15 protein-coding genes are annotated in these 16,663 nt (G+C 69.0%); 7 read left to right on the top strand and 8 right to left on the bottom strand.

All coding sequences use genetic code 11. The annotated features are described in order from the left end of the window. Nucleotides 1-14 precede the first annotated feature (14 nt). A complete protein-coding gene (locus QM624_RS01230; protein ID WP_415088264.1) occupies nucleotides 15-1,040 on the bottom strand; it encodes an SDR family oxidoreductase in 1,026 nt (341 codons plus the stop codon). A 64-nt stretch (nucleotides 1,041-1,104) separates the two neighbouring features. On the opposite strand from QM624_RS01230, the gene QM624_RS01225 reads away from it, so the two are divergent. Together QM624_RS01225 and QM624_RS01220 are read left to right on the top strand one after the other, a co-directional pair. Then, complete coding sequence (locus tag QM624_RS01225) at nucleotides 1,105-1,662, top strand: TetR/AcrR family transcriptional regulator (RefSeq protein ID WP_415088263.1); 558 nt, start codon at nucleotides 1,105-1,107, stop codon at nucleotides 1,660-1,662. Nucleotides 1,663-1,706: 44 nt separating this feature from the next. Further along, on the top strand, nucleotides 1,707-3,173 hold the full coding sequence (locus tag QM624_RS01220) for a M1 family metallopeptidase (RefSeq protein ID WP_415088262.1): 1,467 nt from the start codon (nucleotides 1,707-1,709) through the stop codon (nucleotides 3,171-3,173). Nucleotides 3,174-3,228: 55 nt separating this feature from the next. Here the strand turns inward: QM624_RS01220 and QM624_RS01215 are convergent, their stop codons facing one another. Further along, nucleotides 3,229-5,025 carry an MBL fold metallo-hydrolase RNA specificity domain-containing protein gene (locus QM624_RS01215; protein ID WP_415088261.1) on the bottom strand — a complete coding sequence of 599 codons (1,797 nt, stop codon included), beginning with the start codon at nucleotides 5,023-5,025 and terminating at the stop codon, nucleotides 3,229-3,231. 14 nt (nucleotides 5,026-5,039) lie between these two features. Continuing rightward, a complete protein-coding gene (locus tag QM624_RS01210) occupies nucleotides 5,040-6,515 on the bottom strand; it encodes an FGGY family carbohydrate kinase (RefSeq protein WP_415088260.1) in 1,476 nt (491 codons plus the stop codon). A 90-nt stretch (nucleotides 6,516-6,605) separates the two neighbouring features. Here QM624_RS01210 and QM624_RS01205 point away from each other — a divergent pair, with 90 nt between their 5' ends. From QM624_RS01205 to QM624_RS01195, 3 genes are all read left to right on the top strand, one after another. Further along, nucleotides 6,606-7,010, top strand: coding sequence for a hypothetical protein (locus QM624_RS01205; RefSeq protein WP_415088259.1), 405 nt, complete (start codon nucleotides 6,606-6,608; stop codon nucleotides 7,008-7,010). 309 nt (nucleotides 7,011-7,319) lie between these two features. After that, nucleotides 7,320-7,967: a hypothetical protein gene (locus QM624_RS01200; RefSeq protein WP_415088258.1), complete on the top strand. Its 648-nt coding sequence runs from the start codon at nucleotides 7,320-7,322 to the stop codon at nucleotides 7,965-7,967. Nucleotides 7,968-8,124: 157 nt separating this feature from the next. Next, complete coding sequence (locus QM624_RS01195; RefSeq protein ID WP_415088257.1) at nucleotides 8,125-9,000, top strand: transglutaminase-like domain-containing protein; 876 nt, start codon at nucleotides 8,125-8,127, stop codon at nucleotides 8,998-9,000. Between the two features lie 49 nt (nucleotides 9,001-9,049). On the opposite strand, the gene QM624_RS01190 is transcribed toward QM624_RS01195, so the two are convergent. The 5 genes from QM624_RS01190 to QM624_RS01170 all read right to left on the bottom strand — a co-directional run bounded on the left by QM624_RS01190 (nucleotide 9,050) and on the right by QM624_RS01170 (nucleotide 14,722). Next, on the bottom strand, nucleotides 9,050-10,051 hold the full coding sequence (locus QM624_RS01190) for a LacI family DNA-binding transcriptional regulator (protein ID WP_415088256.1): 1,002 nt from the start codon (nucleotides 10,049-10,051) through the stop codon (nucleotides 9,050-9,052). Nucleotides 10,052-10,084: 33 nt separating this feature from the next. Next, complete coding sequence (locus tag QM624_RS01185) at nucleotides 10,085-11,461, bottom strand: GH1 family beta-glucosidase (RefSeq protein WP_415088255.1); 1,377 nt, start codon at nucleotides 11,459-11,461, stop codon at nucleotides 10,085-10,087. Next, nucleotides 11,458-12,366, bottom strand: a complete 909-nt coding sequence (locus QM624_RS01180; protein WP_415088254.1) for a carbohydrate ABC transporter permease — start codon at nucleotides 12,364-12,366, stop codon at nucleotides 11,458-11,460. The genes QM624_RS01185 and QM624_RS01180 overlap by 4 nt, the downstream gene beginning before the upstream one ends. Next, on the bottom strand, nucleotides 12,363-13,313 hold the full coding sequence (locus QM624_RS01175; RefSeq protein ID WP_415088253.1) for a carbohydrate ABC transporter permease: 951 nt from the start codon (nucleotides 13,311-13,313) through the stop codon (nucleotides 12,363-12,365). The genes QM624_RS01180 and QM624_RS01175 overlap by 4 nt, the downstream gene beginning before the upstream one ends. 98 nt (nucleotides 13,314-13,411) lie before the next feature. Further along, a complete protein-coding gene (locus QM624_RS01170) occupies nucleotides 13,412-14,722 on the bottom strand; it encodes an ABC transporter substrate-binding protein (RefSeq protein ID WP_415088252.1) in 1,311 nt (436 codons plus the stop codon). Nucleotides 14,723-14,962: 240 nt separating this feature from the next. Here QM624_RS01170 and QM624_RS01165 point away from each other — a divergent pair, with 240 nt between their 5' ends. Together QM624_RS01165 and QM624_RS01160 are read left to right on the top strand one after the other, a co-directional pair. After that, nucleotides 14,963-15,712, top strand: coding sequence for a PIG-L deacetylase family protein (locus tag QM624_RS01165; protein ID WP_415088251.1), 750 nt, complete (start codon nucleotides 14,963-14,965; stop codon nucleotides 15,710-15,712). A gap of 143 nt (nucleotides 15,713-15,855) precedes the next feature. Next, entirely contained in the window at nucleotides 15,856-16,560 is a 705-nt protein-coding gene (locus QM624_RS01160; protein WP_415088250.1) for an NUDIX hydrolase, read from the top strand. Nucleotides 16,561-16,663: the final 103 nt, after the last annotated feature.

Here is a 16,663-nt window from a genome sequence, read left to right as displayed (position 1 = left end):
GCGGGGACCGTCGACTACCGATGGTCGCGCTCCTTGTCGAACGCGATCAGACACCGGGCCGACTCCACGATCGTCTCCTGCCAGGGACGCGGTGCCCAGCCGAGCAGCTCGATCGCCTTCGCGCTGGTGGCCGTCCGTCGCTGACCGAGCAGCGGGACCAGGTCGCCGATCTCAGTGTTGAACCGGCCGGCCAGCCGCACCAGCCAGTCCGGCAATGCGCGCCGCGGAACGCGCCGGGCGGCCTCACCGAGCCGCTCCCGCAGCACACCGGCGATCTGCGGCATCGAGACAGGGCCCGCGCCCCAGGCGATGAATCGCTCGCCCGCGGCGTCCGGTGACTCCATTACCAGCGCATGCAGTTCGGCCACATCGCGCACATCGACGATCCCCATCCACAGCTTCGGCGCCCCCGGCATGCCGTCCAGCAGGGCACGCAGCAGTCCCAGCGATGACGTGGACTCCGGGCTGAGGGCGGGTCCGAAGATGCCGGACGGGTTGATCACCGAAAGCTCGAGACCACCGCCCTGGCGGTCGACGAAGTCCCAGGCGGCCCGTTCGGCGAGTGCCTTCGACGTGACGTAGGCGCTCATCGGGCCGCCGCCGACCACCGTCCAGTCAGACTCATCGAAGGGTGTCGAACGCTCCGGGTGGCCGTAGTACACGGCGCCGCAACTGGAGGTGTAGACGACCCGGGCCACCCCGGCGTCACGGGCAGCCCGGAGCACCCGCAACGTGCCGTCGACCGCGGGCCGGATCACCTCTTCGGCGTCCCTGGTCGCGGTGAGCGGTGAGGCGACGTGCAACACGACCGCGCAGCCCTCGACCGCCTCTGCCCAACCGTCGTCGGCGAGCAGGTCGGCGACTGCGAACTCCAGCTGTGTCGCGTCCGCCCCACCCCGGGTCACGGCCGCTCGCACCGCGTCCGCCCTGTTCAGATCGCGCACGGTGGTGCGCACGCGGTAGCCGCGCCGCAGCAAGGTGACGATGCACCAGGCGGCGAGATAACCGGTCCCGCCGGTGACGAGAACGAGATCACGCATCTCCACTCCATTCAATAGCCGATCGATTCATTAGCCGATCGGCTAATAAGATACGATAGCGCCGATGACCACCAAGCGCACGCTGCAGGCGCAGCAGACCCGCCAAGCGGTGCTCGACACCGCGCGCCGGCTGTTTGCCGAACGTGGCTACGACGCCACGTCGCTACAAGAGATCGCGGACGCGATGGGCGTCCGTAAGGCGAACGTCTACTACTACTTCAAGACCAAATCGGCCCTGTTGGCGGAGTTGCTCAGCTCGCTGACCGCGCCGCTGGCCGATCTGCTCGACAGCGTCGCAGGACTTCCCGACCCCGCCGAACGGGCTCGTCGGCTGGCCGCCGGCTATGCCGCGGTGGTGGTCAACGCCTATCGCGGCCTCGGGCCGCTGAACCTGGGCGATCCCGGACTGCAGCGCGAGCCCGAAGCCGCTCGGCTGCTGAACCTGCTGGGCGAGCGCGCATTGGCGCTGCTGTTCGGTGATGCCCCGACAGTGGACCAGCGCGCCGCATTCTGGCTGATCCTCGATCTGGGTCCGGTGCTTCGCCGACTCGGTGAACTGTCGGACGCCGAGCTCACCGACGCCGTCGAGCGGCTCTGCCTGCGGGTGATTCGTTCGGTTTGACCGCCGGCGGTTGGCCGTCTTGGCTGGTCTGGCAGGCTGGCGGCGTGTCGCTCGCCCAACGCTTCTGGCTGATCCTCTCGGCTGTGCTGCTCGCCACCGTGCTGGTGTTGGCCGTGTTCGGTGACCGGCTCATCGTCGGCGGCCCGACCTCGGAGCCGGCCCAACCGGTCCGCGCGGCGTCCGGGATCGGTGACCCCTACCTGCCGGAGGCCGGTGGTGCGGGTTACGACGTCGAGCACTACGACGTCCGGATCAGTGCGCTGGCGCTCGACAACGAGCTGAGTGGTACCACCACCGTCACGGCTGTGGCCCGGCAGGATCTCGACGAGTTCCACCTCGATCTGGCGCTCAACGCCCGCGCCGTGACGGTGAACGGCGTGACCGCCGACTTCGTCCAGGGTGGCGACGGCGACCTGGCGATCACCGCGGCGCGGCAGCAGCCGGCATCGCCCGCGATCGGCTCGGGCGCCCGATTCACCGTGACGGTGACCTACGACGGCAACCCGGACCGCGGATTCGGTCGCAGTGACCGCTCCTACTACCGCGCCGGTGGCGAAACGGTGATCGCCGGAGAACCGCTGTCCTCGCCGCTGTGGTACCCGTCCAACGACCATCCCCGGGACGCCGCCACGATGGACTTCGCGATCACCGTGCCCCGCGACCGGGAGGCGATCTCCGCCGGACGGCTGATCGAGCACGGACCCGACCCCGACCGTCCGGACGCCGACCGCTGGCTGTGGCGGGTCGACGCCCCGACCGTCACCTACGCCACCTTCCTCGCCATCGGCGACTACCGGATCGAGCAGGGCACCGCCGACGGACGGCCCTTCACCTACGCGGTCAGCACCCGGCTGGGAGCTGGCGACCAGACCAGAGCGCTGCGCTGGCTACGGACGACACCGGAATCGGTGCGGAAGCTGGAGAAGTACCTGGGCCCCTACCCGTTCAGCGGCGTGGGCGGCTTCGTCCCGGGGATGAACATGGCGTGGGGCGGGCTGGAGACGGCGATGATCCCGATCTACGACCCGCGCCTGAGTGGAGACGAGACCCTGCTCAACCACGAACTCGCCCACATGTGGCTCGGCGACACGGTGACCCTCACCGAGTGGAACGACATCTACAACAACGAAGCCCTGGCCAGCTACGCCGAATGGCTGACCACCAGCGGCTCCGATCCGTCCAAGCTGTTCGACCAGAACTATCGCGGACGCGCCGACTCGTCCGACTTCTGGGGGCCGGAGTTGTCCGACCCGGGCGTGGACGGCATGTTCGTCCGGGTCTATGACCGCGGCCCCACCTCGGTGCACGCACTGCGCACCAGGATGGGCGACAAGGCCTTCTTCGCGTTCCTGCGAGCCTGGGCGCAGCGGCCGGGGGCACGCAGCCTGGAGGACTTCCGTCAGGAAGCCGACGACGCCACCCCCGAGGACCTGACCGGCTTCTTCACCGAATGGCTCGACCAGACTGATCGGCCGGAGGCGACCAAGGCGAACGGCGTCCCGCAGCGCTGACCCGGCGGCGAACCCAAAGGGTTTCGACAAGCTCAACCCGCAAGCGTCGACAAGCTCAACCAGCGAGAACCTTGGGCACGTGGGCCAGCAACGCCACGATCGACTGACCGCCCGGTGTCTCCACCGCTTCGGCAGCCGCATAGAGGGCGCTGTTCACGGCGTCCAGTAGCTGGCCCGGATCGCTCCCGACCAGGGCGACCGCCCGCTGCAGGGCCACCGAGACCGGGGTCTGCTTCTCCGCCGGCAGGAACGGCACCTGGCCGAGAGCGGTGGCCAGGATGATCCGCACCTGATCGCTGTCGTCGCGGTGGGTGGACGCCGTCGCCGGCAGCCGGGCACCCGGGCGGTCCATCGAATCGGACCCGCCCCGAGCCGGCACGGTCGACGCCTCCGCAACGGGTAGCGGCTCGACCGGCGGCGGAAGGGACGGCGGTGCGACCGGGGAGGTGGGCGGTAGCCCGGTCAGCGGCGTCAGGGTGACCACCTCGCGGTACCGGGGCACCACCGCGGTCAGCCCGAGCTCACGATGGATCCGGGCGGCGAGCGCGGCGGCCGAATCGGCCTCGCCATGCACGCAGAACACGGTGTGCGGCGGCGGAGTGAGGCCGGCCAGCCAGTCGATCAAGTCGGAGCCGTCGGCGTGCACCGAGAACTCCGAGTCCTGGACGATCTCGGCCTTGACCGGCACGAACCGGCCGCGGAACTTCATCTCGGTGGCACCCTCGAGCAGGGTCCGGCCCCGGGTGCCGACACCCTGATAACCGGTGAAGACGACGGCGTTGCGCGGGTTGGGCAGCAGATGCTCCAGGTGGTGCAGCACCCGGCCACCGGTGGCCATGCCTGAGGACGACACGATGATGCAGGGCTGTTCCGGCCGGTTCAGCCGCTTCGATTCCTCGGCGTCGGTCACCTCACGCAGGTTCGGCAGGTTCATGAACTCGTCGAGGTGTAGGTCGGGGCGCAGGCCGCCGGTACGGGCGGCGTCCCGGTAGACGGCGAGTGCGGCGACCGCCATCGGTGAGTTCACGAAGATCGGGACGTCGGGGATGCGGGCCTCACGGCGCAGCAGGGCGAGCGATTTCAGCACCACCGGCGTCCGGTCGACCGCGAAGGCGGGGATCAGCACCGAGCCGCCTCGTCCGATCGTGCGGCGGACGACGTCGGCCAGGATCTCGTGCGGCTGCCCTTCCGGGTCGGGATGCTCCCGGTCGCCGTAGGTCGACTCGACCAGCACATAACCGGCGCCGGGCGGCTCTTCGCGTGACTCCAGCAGTGGATGGTCGTGCCGGCCCAGGTCACCCGAGACCAGCACCGAGACGTCCCCGTGCCGCAGCGTGACGCTGGCCGAGCCGAGGATGTGGCCGGCCCGGGTGAGCCGCAGCACCAGTTCGTCGCCGAGGTCGAGATCGGTGTCATAGGGGACGGCCCGCAGCAGCGGCAGGGTCCGCTCGACGTCGGCCACGGTGTACAGCGGCAGCGGTGTCTCGTGCTTCGAGTAGCCGCCCTCGGCGGCGTACTGGGCCTCGCGCTCCTGCAGGTGACCGGCGTCCATCAACACGATCTCGGCGAGCCGGGCGGTGGCTTCGGTGCACCAGATCGGGCCGGTGAATCCCCGCGCGACAAGGGCGGGAAGGTAGCCGCAGTGGTCCATGTGGGCGTGGGTGAGAACGACGGCCTCCAGGCTGGCCGGCGGAATCGGGAACTCGGCCCAGTTCAGCTCGCGCCACTTCTTCTCGCCCTGGAACATGCCGGCGTCGACCAGCAGGCGGCGGCTGCCGACGGTCAGCAGGTGCTTGCTTCCGGTGACCGTGCCGGCTCCACCGAGAAAGGTCAGGCTGATCGGTGTGGTCATGGCACTGACCCCGCTCAGCGGGCGACGACCTTGTCGTAGAGGTCGGCGAAAGCGGCGACCCGTTCGCGGTAGTGGGCTTCGCGCCCGGCCACCGGGCTGACCACGTCACCGTGGTCGACCGGCGCGAACGACACCTCGGGGGCCAGGATCTCCAGCGCCTGCATGGCGGTGCCGTGCAGGGTGGACCGCTTGATGGTGATCGGCAGCACCTCCACCCCGATGGTGTCGGCCAGCACCTGCAGCAGCCCCGGCACCTCGGCGGTCACACTGCCGGTGGCCAGCACCCGCTGGGCACCGCCGGCGGCCTGGGTGAGCTGGGCCAGCATCCGCTGATAGGACAGCGCCACGCCCTCGATCGTCGCCCGGTACAGGTCGACCGGGGTGGTGCCGGCCGAGACCCGGTGGAACTCGGCGCGGGCTTGGCCGACCCAGCCGGTGGACCGCTCGCCGGTGAACCAGGGCAGCACCAGTGGGGTGAGCGGCGACGGATCGGCCCGCAGTGCGGCGTCCAGCACCTCGGGCTCCTCGGGCAGTCGCAAGGTGGCCTGCAGCCAGCTGACGGCGCGTCCGACGTCGTTGAGCGCACCGCCGAGCAGCGAGCGGTTCTCGTCCACCCGGTAACACCACAGGCCGCGGGGCAGGTCGTCGACCAGCCCGTCGACCAGCACCCGCATCGCCCCGGACGTCGCCGCCGCGGCCACGATCGAACTCGAGTCGGTGCCGCCGGCACCCAGCGAGGAGGAGAAGCCGTCGGCGACCGGCGGGAACCAGACGGCATCGGCCAGGTTCGGGTGCAGCGGGGCGAGCTTCGGGGTCAGTGGCTGGCTGGGGTGCGCGATCGGCGAGAACTGCTCAACCTGCACCCCGACCAGGGCGCACAGCTCGGCGTCCCAGGTGCCCTCGCGACGGTTCAGCATGCCCGTCCAGGCCGCGGTCGAGGTGCCCGCCGCGGTGGTGCCGATCAGCTTCATGTAGGCGTACTCGCCCAGCGACATCCAGTGCCGGACGCGTCCGAAGGTGCCCGGGTCGGTCTCACGCAGCCACAGGAACCGCGGCGGCAGGTAGCCGGTGTGCTGCCGGGTGCCGGTGCGCTGCTGGGTGGCGTCCTCGTCCAGGGTCTGGCGCAGCTGGTCGACCTCGGCCGAGCAGCGCGAGTCGGCGTAGGTGAAGCACGGCGTGATCGCGTTGCGGTCGGCGTCCACCCCGACCAGCGACGCGGCGAAGGTGTCCAGGGCCACGCCGGCGATCGGGTGCTGACTGGCGCCGGCCACGAACTCGACGATCTGCCGCAACTCGTCGGCCACCTGGTCGCCGTCGATGACGGTGGTGCCGTCCGAGCCGGTGGTGAACGCGTGCGGAATCTTGAGCCGGCAACCCCTCACGGGCAGCCCGGTCGCGTCGAAGAGGCCGCCACGGGTGCCGGTGCTGCCGACATCGAGGGCGAGGACGAAGGGGGACTGGGCCTGCTCGGGCTCAACGCTGAAGCTCATGGCTCAGACAATCATGCGGCGCGATCCGGCGGCTAGCCCGGGTTCACGTCTACCTCCCCGCGCGGTAGCCGCGCGAGTAGGGTGACCGGCATGGTTTCCAGTCGTCAGGAGGACGCCCGGCGGCGTCAGGAGCTGGCCGACGCGGCCCTGCGCAACGAATCGGTTGCCGCGCAGGTGCTGATCGACGAGTTCGTGGCGACCGCGGCGGCTCGCGGGCTGAAAGCGGAACCGTTGCGCGCCCTGCTGATGGACGGCACCCGGGTGAAGAGCGACCAGGTCGGCTGGTACATCAACAAGGGCCAGACCCTGGCGATCGCTCCCGACGGCCGGTTCTTCAAGCTGCTGACCACCGGCGGCCGGTTCGCCCGGTTCACCGGGGTGAAGCTCAGCCCCAGCCTGCCGCCGATGGTGGTGGGACGCGGTGGTCGCGACGGCGAGACCGGTGATCTGAAGGACTTCCTCGACCGCGCCCTGGACGACTACGCGACCGACTGACCTCGCCCGGAAACGAAACGATCCGGAGCCGCGGCGGTGCGGCTCCGGATCGGTGTCCCGTTAAGGGCTCCAGGAGGCTGCTGGACCGTCCACGCAGCCCCCTGGGCGATATGGATGGTTGAGAGGGCAACCAAACTCCCCAAAGGTGATACGTCAAGTGTACGACTCCGGGCGCTCGGCCACCATCGCGGACGCCGTGTCGGACGGACGTTACTGAACAGTTACTGAATATCTCTCGGTTTTGGCTGGCAACACGTGAGGTTCGTTGGACAACACCTGTGACAACACCTGCCGATCAGGGTGAGCGGCATGAGACATCGTGTCGATCCGCTCGTCCGTTCGCTCAACGCCGAGTGGGAGTCGCTGGCCGCAATGCCGGTGCCCGCGGCCTGGTCACTGGCCGGGTCGACCCTGGGCGAGCTGCTCCACGGTATCGCCGACGATCCGGACGCCGCACTGGGTGAGTTGCTGCGCCGGCATGCCGCCGGCGACGAGCTGGCGGGCCGGGTGGTGATGCAGGCGATGCTCGGCAAGCTGATCCGGCTGGCCGCTCAGGATGCCCGGCATTGCGTGGGTGACTACGTGGCGGAGTGCTGGCTGCGGCTGGCGCAGTATCCGCTGGCGCGCCGTCCGAACCGGATAGCAGCCAACCTCGCTCTCGACACGCGGCTGAGAGTGCGCGCCGGTGACGATCGGCGTCCGATCGCCGACGTGGCGCTCGACGAAGTCGGCGTCCCGCCGCGGTTGGACGTCTCGCGGTTGGTCCGTGCCGCCACCCGGCTCGGCTTGATCGATCGTGAGGCAGGTGCCTGTCTGTACGCGGTCTACGGCTTGGGGCTGCGCAGCCATGAGGCTGCCGAGCCGTTGCGGATCAGCGCCGCCCTGGTCCGCTCGCGCAACGCCCGCGCGATCCGACAGCTCGCCCCGCACGCGGCGACCCTGGTGGCGGTGGCCTGACGATCGCTCTCTCTGGCCGATGATAGAACTAGCTAGTAATCAACCTAGATTTATCTAGAGAACTCCATACCCCCCAAGAGGTGTGATCGGGTGAGCGGGTGCACGAGGCCGCTTCCGGCTGGGATAAGTTGGCGCCCACACGACGAAGGGAGCCGGTGTGTCGCAGCCCCGATCCGTGCGCGCGTTGCGCCTCGGTTGCGAGTTCAACCACGTTGCCCAGTCGCCGACCCCGGCCACCTTCCTGGTGCGCCCCGCGGGCGAGGCGACTGTCGTCCGCGAACTCTGGACCTGTGACCCGGCCACCCCGGCGACGCAGTTCCGCGACCTGTACGGCAATGAACTGCGCCGGCTGGTGCTGCCCGTCGGCGAATCGCTGGTCGGCTACTACGCCGTCGTCGAGGTGCCCGACGAGCTGGACGCCGCCGATCCGTCCGCGGTGCTCGGCTCGCCGGAGGAACTGCCCGACGAGGCCCTGCTGTTCACCCTGCCCAGCCGCTACTGCCAGTCGGACATGCTCAGTGCCGCCGCCTGGGAGCGGTTCGGCAACCGCGAACGCACCTTCGCACTGGTCACCGAGATTCAGGACTGGGTCTGGAACCACCTGGAATACCGCACCGGCAGCACCGGCTCGTGGTGGACGGCGAAGGACTCCTACGAGTCCGGCTACGGGGTTTGCCGAGATTTCGCGCACCTGATGATCACGCTGTGCCGGGCGCTGAACATTCCGGCGCGCTACATCAGCGGCTACCTGCCCGACATGGACGTGCCGGCGCTGCCGACCGCGATGGACTTCCACGCCTGGGTCGAGGTGTATGTCGGTGACCGCTGGTGGACCTTCGATCCGCGGCACAACGCCCGGCGCAAGGGCCACGTCCCGATCGCCCGCGGCCGCGACGCCGCCGATGTCGCGATGGTGACCAGCTACGGCGCTCCCTGGCTGCGCCGGCTCACCGTCTGGGCGGACGAGGACTTCTCCGAATCCTGGCCGCCGGCGGACACGTCGCTGGCCGCCAGGGATCCGTTCCGCAACTGAGCACGCCTCGTCATCCCGGCGGACGCCGGGATCTCCGCGCGGGACTGGGTCAGGCCGACTCCCGCTGGACCAGGCGGCTGGGCAGGATGACCGGGGATTCCGGTTCGGTGCCGTTGAGTTTCTCGAGCAGCATCTGGCCGGCGGTGCGGGCCAGGACGTCGGGGCGGTTCTCCATCGTGGTCAGCGTCGGGATGCTCTGGGTGGCGACCACCGAATCGTCGAAGCCGACGATCAGCAGGTCGTCGGGGACGCGGCGTCCGAGCCGTTCGGCGGCCCGGATCGCGCCCGAGGCCATTAGGTCGGAGGCGACGAACAGAGCGTCGATGCCGGGGTGGTGGCTGAGCAGGTCGTAGGCCGCCGCTTCGCCGCCGGCGAAGGTGAAGTCGCCCTCGGCGATCAGGTGACCACTGCGTCCGGCCTCGGCCAGTTCCTGCTGGAAGCCGCGCAGCCGTTCCACACCGGCCGCCATGTCCATCGGGCCGGTGACCGAGCCGATGGTGTGCGCCCCGCGATCGATCAGGTGCCGGGTCGCGGTGGCGGACGCCTTGAGCTGGTCGACGTCGACGTAGGCCAGTCCGGGCACCCCGGGATTGCCGACGAACACCACCGGACGCGACGAGGCGGCGACCGCGCGGGCGAAGTCGTGGCCGTGGTGGGAGATGACGATCGCGCCGTCGGCATGGTCGGAGAGGAAGAAGGCCAGCATCGGATCGACGCCGTCGTGCGGGTGCGCCATCGACAGCAGCACGTGGATGCCGGTGTGCCGGAACGCCTCCAGCGCCCCGTGGTAGGCCCGCGGGAAGAACGGATCGGAGAACACCCGCTCCTCGGTTTCGGGCACCAGCACCACCACGGCGCCCACGCGTCGGGTGACCAGGGCGCGGGCAGCGGTGTTGGGGCGATAGCCGAGCATCTCGACGGCCCGCCGGACGGCTTCCGCGGCCGGTTGCGACACCGGCACCACACCGTTGATCACGCGTGAGGCGGTGGCCCGGGAGACGCCGGCCGCGCGGGCCACGTCGTCCAAGGTCGGGGCCGTCCGCTGACTCATCGCCGCCTCTGCCTCCCGTTCCTGCCGGGTCGCTCAGGCCCGCTCCGGCAGCGTCAGCGTACCGGTGCGGACCAGCTCGGAATACCAACGGGCGCTCGCCTTCGGCACCCGGTTCAGCGCCTCGTCGACCGCCACCAGGCCGAACCGCTTGGTGTAGCCGAAGGCCCATTCGAAGTTGTCGATCAGCGACCAGACCAGGTAGGTGTCGACCTGCGCGCCGGCCTCGATCGCCTGATGCACCGCGCTCAGATGCCCGACCAGATAGTCGATCCGCTCGGTGTCGTCGATCGGTCCGGACGCCGGGTCGGGGTCGTCGATCGCCGCGCCGTTCTCGGTGATCGCCAACGGGATGCCGGCCGGACCGGTGTAGTCGCGGTGCAGACCGATCAGCAGGTCGCGGAAGGCGTCCGGGGTGACCTCCCAGCCCATGTCGGTACGGGACAGTTCGGGACGGTCGACGGCGACGGCGTCCGTGGCCGCCGGGTGCGGGGTCGGCTGCGGTGCGGGCTGACCGGCGTGGAACAGCTGCGAGGTGTAGTAGTTCACCCCCAGCACGTCGATGGGTGCTCCGATCAGCTCCAGGTCGCCGTCGTGCACCAGTCCGGACGGCCAGGCCGCGCCGGCGTCCGCGATCACGTCAGCCGGGTATTCGCCGCGGAAGACCGGGTCGGTGAAGATCCGATGCGCGGTGCCGTCGACCCGGCGCACCACGTCGACGTCGGCGGCGCTGTCCGGGTCGGCCGGATAGGCCGGGGTGAAGTTCAGTGTCAGGCCCAGCGTCGCCTCGGGATCGGCGGCCCGCAGCGCCTTCACGGCCAGGCCGTGCCCGAGCAGCAGGTGATGGGCGGCGGCGTAGGCCTCGGCAGGGTCGGTGTGGCCGGGTGCGTGGTGGCCGCCGGCATAGGACAGGAAGGACGCGCACCAGGGCTCGTTCAGCGTCGTCCAGACCCGCACCCGGTCGCCCAGCGCGTCATGCACCCGCATGGCGTAGTCGGCGAAGGCGTCCGCGGTGGCCCGGTTGGTCCAGCCACCGGACAGCCAGGCGGGTAGATCCCAGTGGTAGAGGGTGAGCCAGGGCCGGATGCCCGCCGCGCACAGGGTGTCCACCAGGGCGTCGTAGAAGCCCATGCCGACCCGGTTCACCGAGCCGTCCGGGTTCAACACCCGCGGCCAGGACACCGAGAAGCGGTAGGTGTCCAGGCCCATCGAGGCCATCAACTCCACGTCTTGGGGGTACCGGTGGTAGTGGTCGACCGCGACCCGGCCGTCCGAGCCGTCCGCGATGGCGCCGGGAACCCGGCAGAACTCGTCCCAGATCGAGTCGCCGCGCTCGTCGGCACCCCCCTCGATCTGGAAGGACGAGGTGGCGGTGCCCCAGCGGAAGCCCTGGGGGAAACGGAGGGTGCTCATCCTTTGACTGCTCCTTGCATGATGCCGGAGACCAGTTGGCGGCCGGCGACGACGAACAACAGCAACAGCGGAACCGTGGCCAGCACCACGCCGGCCATGATCAACGACAGGTCCTTGAAGTAGGACGCCTGCAGCAACTGCAGGGCGACCGGCAGCGTCGGATTGGTCGATCCGAGCACGATGAACGGCCAGAAGAAGTTGGTCCACGACCCGACGAAGCTGAACAGCCCCAGCATCGCCGCGGCCGGCCGAGCCGCCGGAAGTGCGACGTGCCAGAAGGTGCGGATCATCGAGCAGCCGTCCACCCGGGCCGCTTCGATCAGCTCGTACGGCAACGCTTCGGAGAGGTACTGGGTCATCCAGAACACTCCGAACGCGGTGACCAGGCCGGGCACGATGACGGCCTGCAGCTTGCCGACCCAGCCCAGGTTCGACATCACGATGAACAGCGGAATGACGCCCAGCTGGGTGGGCACCGCCATGGTGCCGATGACGAAGGCGAGCAGCCCGTTGCGGCCGCGGAAGCGCAGCTTGGCGAACGAGTAGCCGGCCAGGGTGGAGAAGAAGATCACCGCGACCGAGGTGACCAGCGCCACGATGATGCTGTTCAAAAGGGCTTGCCAGAACCCGATTCCGGCGTCCAGAACGCGTCCGACGTTCTCGGCGAAGTGACCCTGTGGGATCAGTGACGGGATCGGGTTCTGGGCGATCTCGGCGGCCGTCGAGGTGGACAGCAGGAAGGCGTAGTACAGCGGCGCCACCGAGATCACGATGAACAGGCTGAGCAGCAGATAGGTGAGCCAGCCGGGACGCCGGAAGCCGCCCTCCATCCGGTGCCGGCGGCGTCGGGCGGCGCGAGCCGCACCCTTGCCGGCGAGTTGCTCGGCCATTGCGACGGAACTCATCGGGCCACCGCCTTCCGTTGTCCGCGAACCCGATGGTGCGGTGCGTCACTGCTGGCGATCCGCTTGGTGATGGCGTAGTTGATCATCGCGAACAGCACGATGATCAGGAACAACAGCCAGGCCACGGCCGCCGAGCGGCCCAGGTTGCGTTGGGTGGCCCAGCCCAGTTCGTAGAGGTACATGGTGACCGTCATCCATTCCCGGTCGGGGCCGCCGAGGCCGAAGGTGTCGAACAGCCGCGGCTCGTCGAAGATCTGCAGGCCGCCGATGGTCGAGGTGATGACGACGAAGATGATCGTCGGACGCAGCATCGGCACGGTGACGTTGATGAAGGTGCGCCACCGGTTGGCGCCGTCCACCACGGCCGCCTCGATGACGTCGCGCGGAATGGCCTGCATCGCGGCCAGGAAGATCAGCGCGTTGTAGCCGGTCCAGCGGAAGTTGACCATGGTGGCGATCGCGACGTGCGAGGCCCACCGGTCGGCGTGCCAGCCGATCGGGTCGAGGCCAAGGCCGGCCAGCATGGTGTTGATCACCCCGGACTCGTCGGCGAACAGCTGGCCGAAGACCAGTGAGACCGCCACCGGGGCGACCACGTAGGGCACCAGGACGCCCATCCGCCAGAAGGTCTTGGCCCGCAGGTTGGCGTCCAGCACCGAGGCGATGAAGATCGCCAGCAGGATCTGTGGCACTGACGAGAGCAGGAAGATGCTGAAGGTGTTGACCACGGCGTCCCAGAACCGCGGCTGGGCCAGCACATAGCCGAAGTTGCCGAACCCGATGAAGCCCTGATTGCCGACCACCAGGCTCCACCGGTGCAGCGCCACCCAGCCGGTGTAGAGCAGCGGGAACAGCCCGACCACCGCGAAGAGCAGGAAGAACGGGGCGATGTAGAGATAGGGGGCGCTGCGGACGTCCCATCGGCTGAGGCGCTGTCGCCAGGTCATCGTGGTCTCCGTTCGCGTCGGGGACGGTTCGGGCGGTGGGCGGGGTGGTGTGGCCACCCCGCCCACGTGCTTTCGCGGAACCTCTTGGGTCAGCACCCTCAGCCGAGGGCGTTGAACTCCTTGATCGCCTGCGTCCACGACTCGTCGGCGGACTGCTTCTTGGTCACGTCGACCCGGTTGATCGCGTCAGCGAGCACCTGCCGGACGGCGAAGTACTGCGGGCCCTTGAACGGATTGACGGTGACCGCCTTCGCCCGGTCGGCCATGATCTGGCCGGTCGGCGCGTTGTTGAAGAACTTGTTGGTGACGCCCAGCAACTCGGGGCTGCTCAGCGCCTCGGTCTGGCTCGGGAAGGTGCCCTTGGACTTGAAGGCCTTGATCTGCTGCTCGGGAGCGGTCAGCCAGGCTGCCAGCTCGCGGGCCGCAGCGGTGTTCTTGCCCTGGGCGGGAACGGTCAGGTACGAGCCGCCCCAGTTGCCGCCGCCACCGGGGAAGACGTTGGCGATGTCCCAGCCTTTGACGCCCTTGGCGTTGCCCTCGACCACGCCGAGCATCCAGCCCGGGCACAGCATGGTGGCGAACTTGTTCTTCTGGAAGGCGTTGGTCCAGTCGGTGCTCCACTGGGCCAGGCCGGCGGACAGCTTGTCGTCCTTGGCGGCCTTCAGCACCGAGTTGTACATGTCCTTGACCGGCTGGTTCTGGTCGAGCGGAATCAGCACCTCTTCGGTGTCGGACGACGAGAAGGCGTTCGGCACCTGGTTGATCTGGCCCTGCAGGATGGCGTCGGCGGAATCGAACCAGGCCACGCCGTTGGACTTGGCCACGAACTGCTTGCCGACCTCGAAGTACTTGTTCCAGTCGCCGTTCAGCAGTTGAGCGACCTCGTTGCGATCGGTGGGCAGGCCGGCCTTGGCGAACAGGTCGGAGCGGTAGCAGACCGCCTCCGGACCGATGTCGGTGCCGAAGCCGACCAGTTTGCCGTCCGGTGTGGTCGCCGCGGCCGACTTCCAGTCGAGCCAGCGACCCTTGACGTCGTCGCCGCTCAGGTCGGTCAGCTTGTCGGAGGTCTGCATGACGTCGGGCATCCAGTCGACCTCGATCGCCTCGATGTCGCTCAGGCCCGAACCCGCGGCCAGCTTGCTGAAGTAGTTCTCGCGTGCCTCGTTCGAGGTGGCGGCCTTCTTCGGCGTGATGGTGACGTTCGGGTGCAGCTTGGTGTACTCCTTGAAGAGTTCCTCGTAGCCGAACTCGTTGAAGGTGGCGACCGTCAGCGTGACCGGCTCGGTGGACGCCGCTGACGGCGCCGAGGCGGCTGACGACGGTGCGGCGGCCGGCTGGGTACAACCGGCCGCGAGCAGGGCCAGCAACGCGGCTGGAACCGCCGCGGTGCGGATGAACGTGGTGCGCATGTGACTCCTTCGTCGCTTCGGCGGGCCTGGCCGGCGCCGCGAGCGGGAGGCTTCCTCCCTGGTTGAAAGCGCTCTCAACCTGACACGAATCATGCGTGAGAGCGCTTTCATGTGCAAGCGGTTCACGACTTCCGAGACCGGATCGTGACCTTGCCCGGTCGGTCGAGCTTGTCGGAACCTCCTGCGGCGCGTAATCAGAACCCCCTCGACGCGCTACCAGCCGGGTCGTAGGTTGGCGCCATGACTGAACCACAGGGGATCGAGCGGCTGCCGGACGACGAGTTCCGGCGGGTGCTGTGCGTGGTCGCGCACCCGGACGACCTCGAATACGGTGCGTCGGCCGCGGTCGCCGAATGGACCGACCGGGGCGTCGAGGTGTCGTATCTGCTGCTGACCAAGGGCGAGGCGGGCATGCAGATCCCGCCCGAGGAGTGCGCCCGGATCAGGCGTGGCGAACAGGAGCGGGCCTGTGCCCAGGTCGGCGTTTCCGAACTGCTGATGCTCGACCATCCCGACGGCATGCTCGTCTACTCGCTGGACATCCGGCGCGACATCGCCCGGCGGATCCGCGAGTTCAAGCCCGACGCCGTGGTCACCTCCGCCTGGGATCTGGAGGCGCCCTGGGGGCTGAACCAGGCCGACCATCGGGTGGCCGGGGTGTGCGTGCTGGACGCCGTCCGGGACGCCGACAACACCTGGGTGCACCCTGAGCTGGCCAAGCAGGAGGACCTGCCCAAGTGGGGGACCCGCTGGCTGCTGGTCGGTGGACATCCGAAGCCGACGCACGGGGTGCCGGTATCGGCGGCCTCGGTGCAGCGGGCGGTGCAGTCGCTGGAGGCGCACGAGGAGTACCTGGCGGCCATCCCCGGGCATCCCGCGCCGAGCGACTTCATCCCCGAGATGCTGGCCGGTGGCGGCAAGGCGCTGGGCGTCGATCACGCGATGCTGTTCGGTGCCTACGACCTGCGTGGACGCCCGGCCGGCGCGTAGCAACCCGCTGCTGGTCGAGCTTGTCGAGACCCCTCGTCATCGCTGGCCGAATCCGTCATCCCGGGCTCGCCCCGGGATCTCGTCCTTGCGACACGAAATCACCTTGATGTAATTCGTCGTCCTGACGAGATATCATCCCGAACATGCATCGCTCCTTGTGGCCAGCTGATTCGCGGAGCGTCGCCACGGCCGTAGGGGTAGATCTCGTCGTCCTGACATTGATCGAAGCGCGACTGCACGTACTGCTGACCAGCCGTGAGTCGGAGCTCTTCGCCGGCCTGCCGGCACTGCCGGGTGGATGGGTGCACCCTGACGAGAACCTGGACGAGGCGGCGACGCGCGAGTTGTCCGAGGAGACCGGGCTGGCGCGGTTGCGCACCCATCAGGAGCAACTCCGCAGCTACGGAGAAGTGGGCCGTGACTCGCGTGGCCGGGTGTTCTCCGTCGCCTATCTGGTGCTCGCCCCCGGAGCGCCCGACCCGGCACCGGACAGCGCAGCGGGACGAGGGTGGACGCCGGTCGACGAAGCGCTGGGCCTGCGACTGGCCCGCGATCACAACCGAATCCTGACCGACGGGTTGGACCGGGCCCGGGCCAAGCTCGAATACACCTCGTTGGCGACCGCGTTCTGTCCCGCGGAGTTCACCGTCGCGGAACTGCGCGGCGTCTACGAGGCGGTCTGGGGACGATCGCTCGATCCGCGCAACTTCCACCGCAAGATGACCGGGACACCCGGCCTGCTGGTCGAGTGCGGACGTCTTCGACAAGAAGGCCCCGGACGTCCGGCAGCGCTGTATCGGGCGGGACGGACGCGAGTGCTCAACCCGCCGTTCGTCCGCGAACCCTGAGACCGTGACTGTTTCCTAGTTATCCACAGATTCCGTGAGACCGCTGGGCATCCTCGGCCTGCGCACTTACTCTCGTCGGCACCAGTACGACCATCATGAGGTA

It is taken from the genome of Micropruina sp. (genome assembly GCF_047606365.1).
Lineage (GTDB): Bacteria > Actinomycetota > Actinomycetes > Propionibacteriales > Propionibacteriaceae > Micropruina.
Note: the sequence above shows the minus strand (reverse complement) of the source record. Positions and strands in the feature narration are given on the sequence as shown.

What these genes read in the sequence shown, in the direction of transcription:
- QM624_RS01175 (WP_415088253.1), bottom strand. Translation starts at nt 13,313, where the DNA reads ATGACCTGGCGACAGCGCCTCAGCCGATGGGACGTCCGCAGCGCCCCC.
- QM624_RS01200 (WP_415088258.1), top strand. Translation starts at nt 7,320, where the DNA reads ATGAGACATCGTGTCGATCCGCTCGTCCGTTCGCTCAACGCCGAGTGG.
- QM624_RS01190 (WP_415088256.1), bottom strand. Translation starts at nt 10,051, where the DNA reads ATGAGTCAGCGGACGGCCCCGACCTTGGACGACGTGGCCCGCGCGGCC.
- QM624_RS01210 (WP_415088260.1), bottom strand. Translation starts at nt 6,515, where the DNA reads ATGAGCTTCAGCGTTGAGCCCGAGCAGGCCCAGTCCCCCTTCGTCCTC.
- QM624_RS01170 (WP_415088252.1), bottom strand. Translation starts at nt 14,722, where the DNA reads ATGCGCACCACGTTCATCCGCACCGCGGCGGTTCCAGCCGCGTTGCTG.
- QM624_RS01160 (WP_415088250.1), top strand. Translation starts at nt 15,856, where the DNA reads ATGCATCGCTCCTTGTGGCCAGCTGATTCGCGGAGCGTCGCCACGGCC.
- QM624_RS01185 (WP_415088255.1), bottom strand. Translation starts at nt 11,461, where the DNA reads ATGAGCACCCTCCGTTTCCCCCAGGGCTTCCGCTGGGGCACCGCCACC.
- QM624_RS01230 (WP_415088264.1), bottom strand. Translation starts at nt 1,040, where the DNA reads ATGCGTGATCTCGTTCTCGTCACCGGCGGGACCGGTTATCTCGCCGCC.
- QM624_RS01225 (WP_415088263.1), top strand. Translation starts at nt 1,105, where the DNA reads ATGACCACCAAGCGCACGCTGCAGGCGCAGCAGACCCGCCAAGCGGTG.
- QM624_RS01180 (WP_415088254.1), bottom strand. Translation starts at nt 12,366, where the DNA reads ATGAGTTCCGTCGCAATGGCCGAGCAACTCGCCGGCAAGGGTGCGGCT.
- QM624_RS01165 (WP_415088251.1), top strand. Translation starts at nt 14,963, where the DNA reads ATGACTGAACCACAGGGGATCGAGCGGCTGCCGGACGACGAGTTCCGG.
- QM624_RS01215 (WP_415088261.1), bottom strand. Translation starts at nt 5,025, where the DNA reads ATGACCACACCGATCAGCCTGACCTTTCTCGGTGGAGCCGGCACGGTC.
- QM624_RS01205 (WP_415088259.1), top strand. Translation starts at nt 6,606, where the DNA reads ATGGTTTCCAGTCGTCAGGAGGACGCCCGGCGGCGTCAGGAGCTGGCC.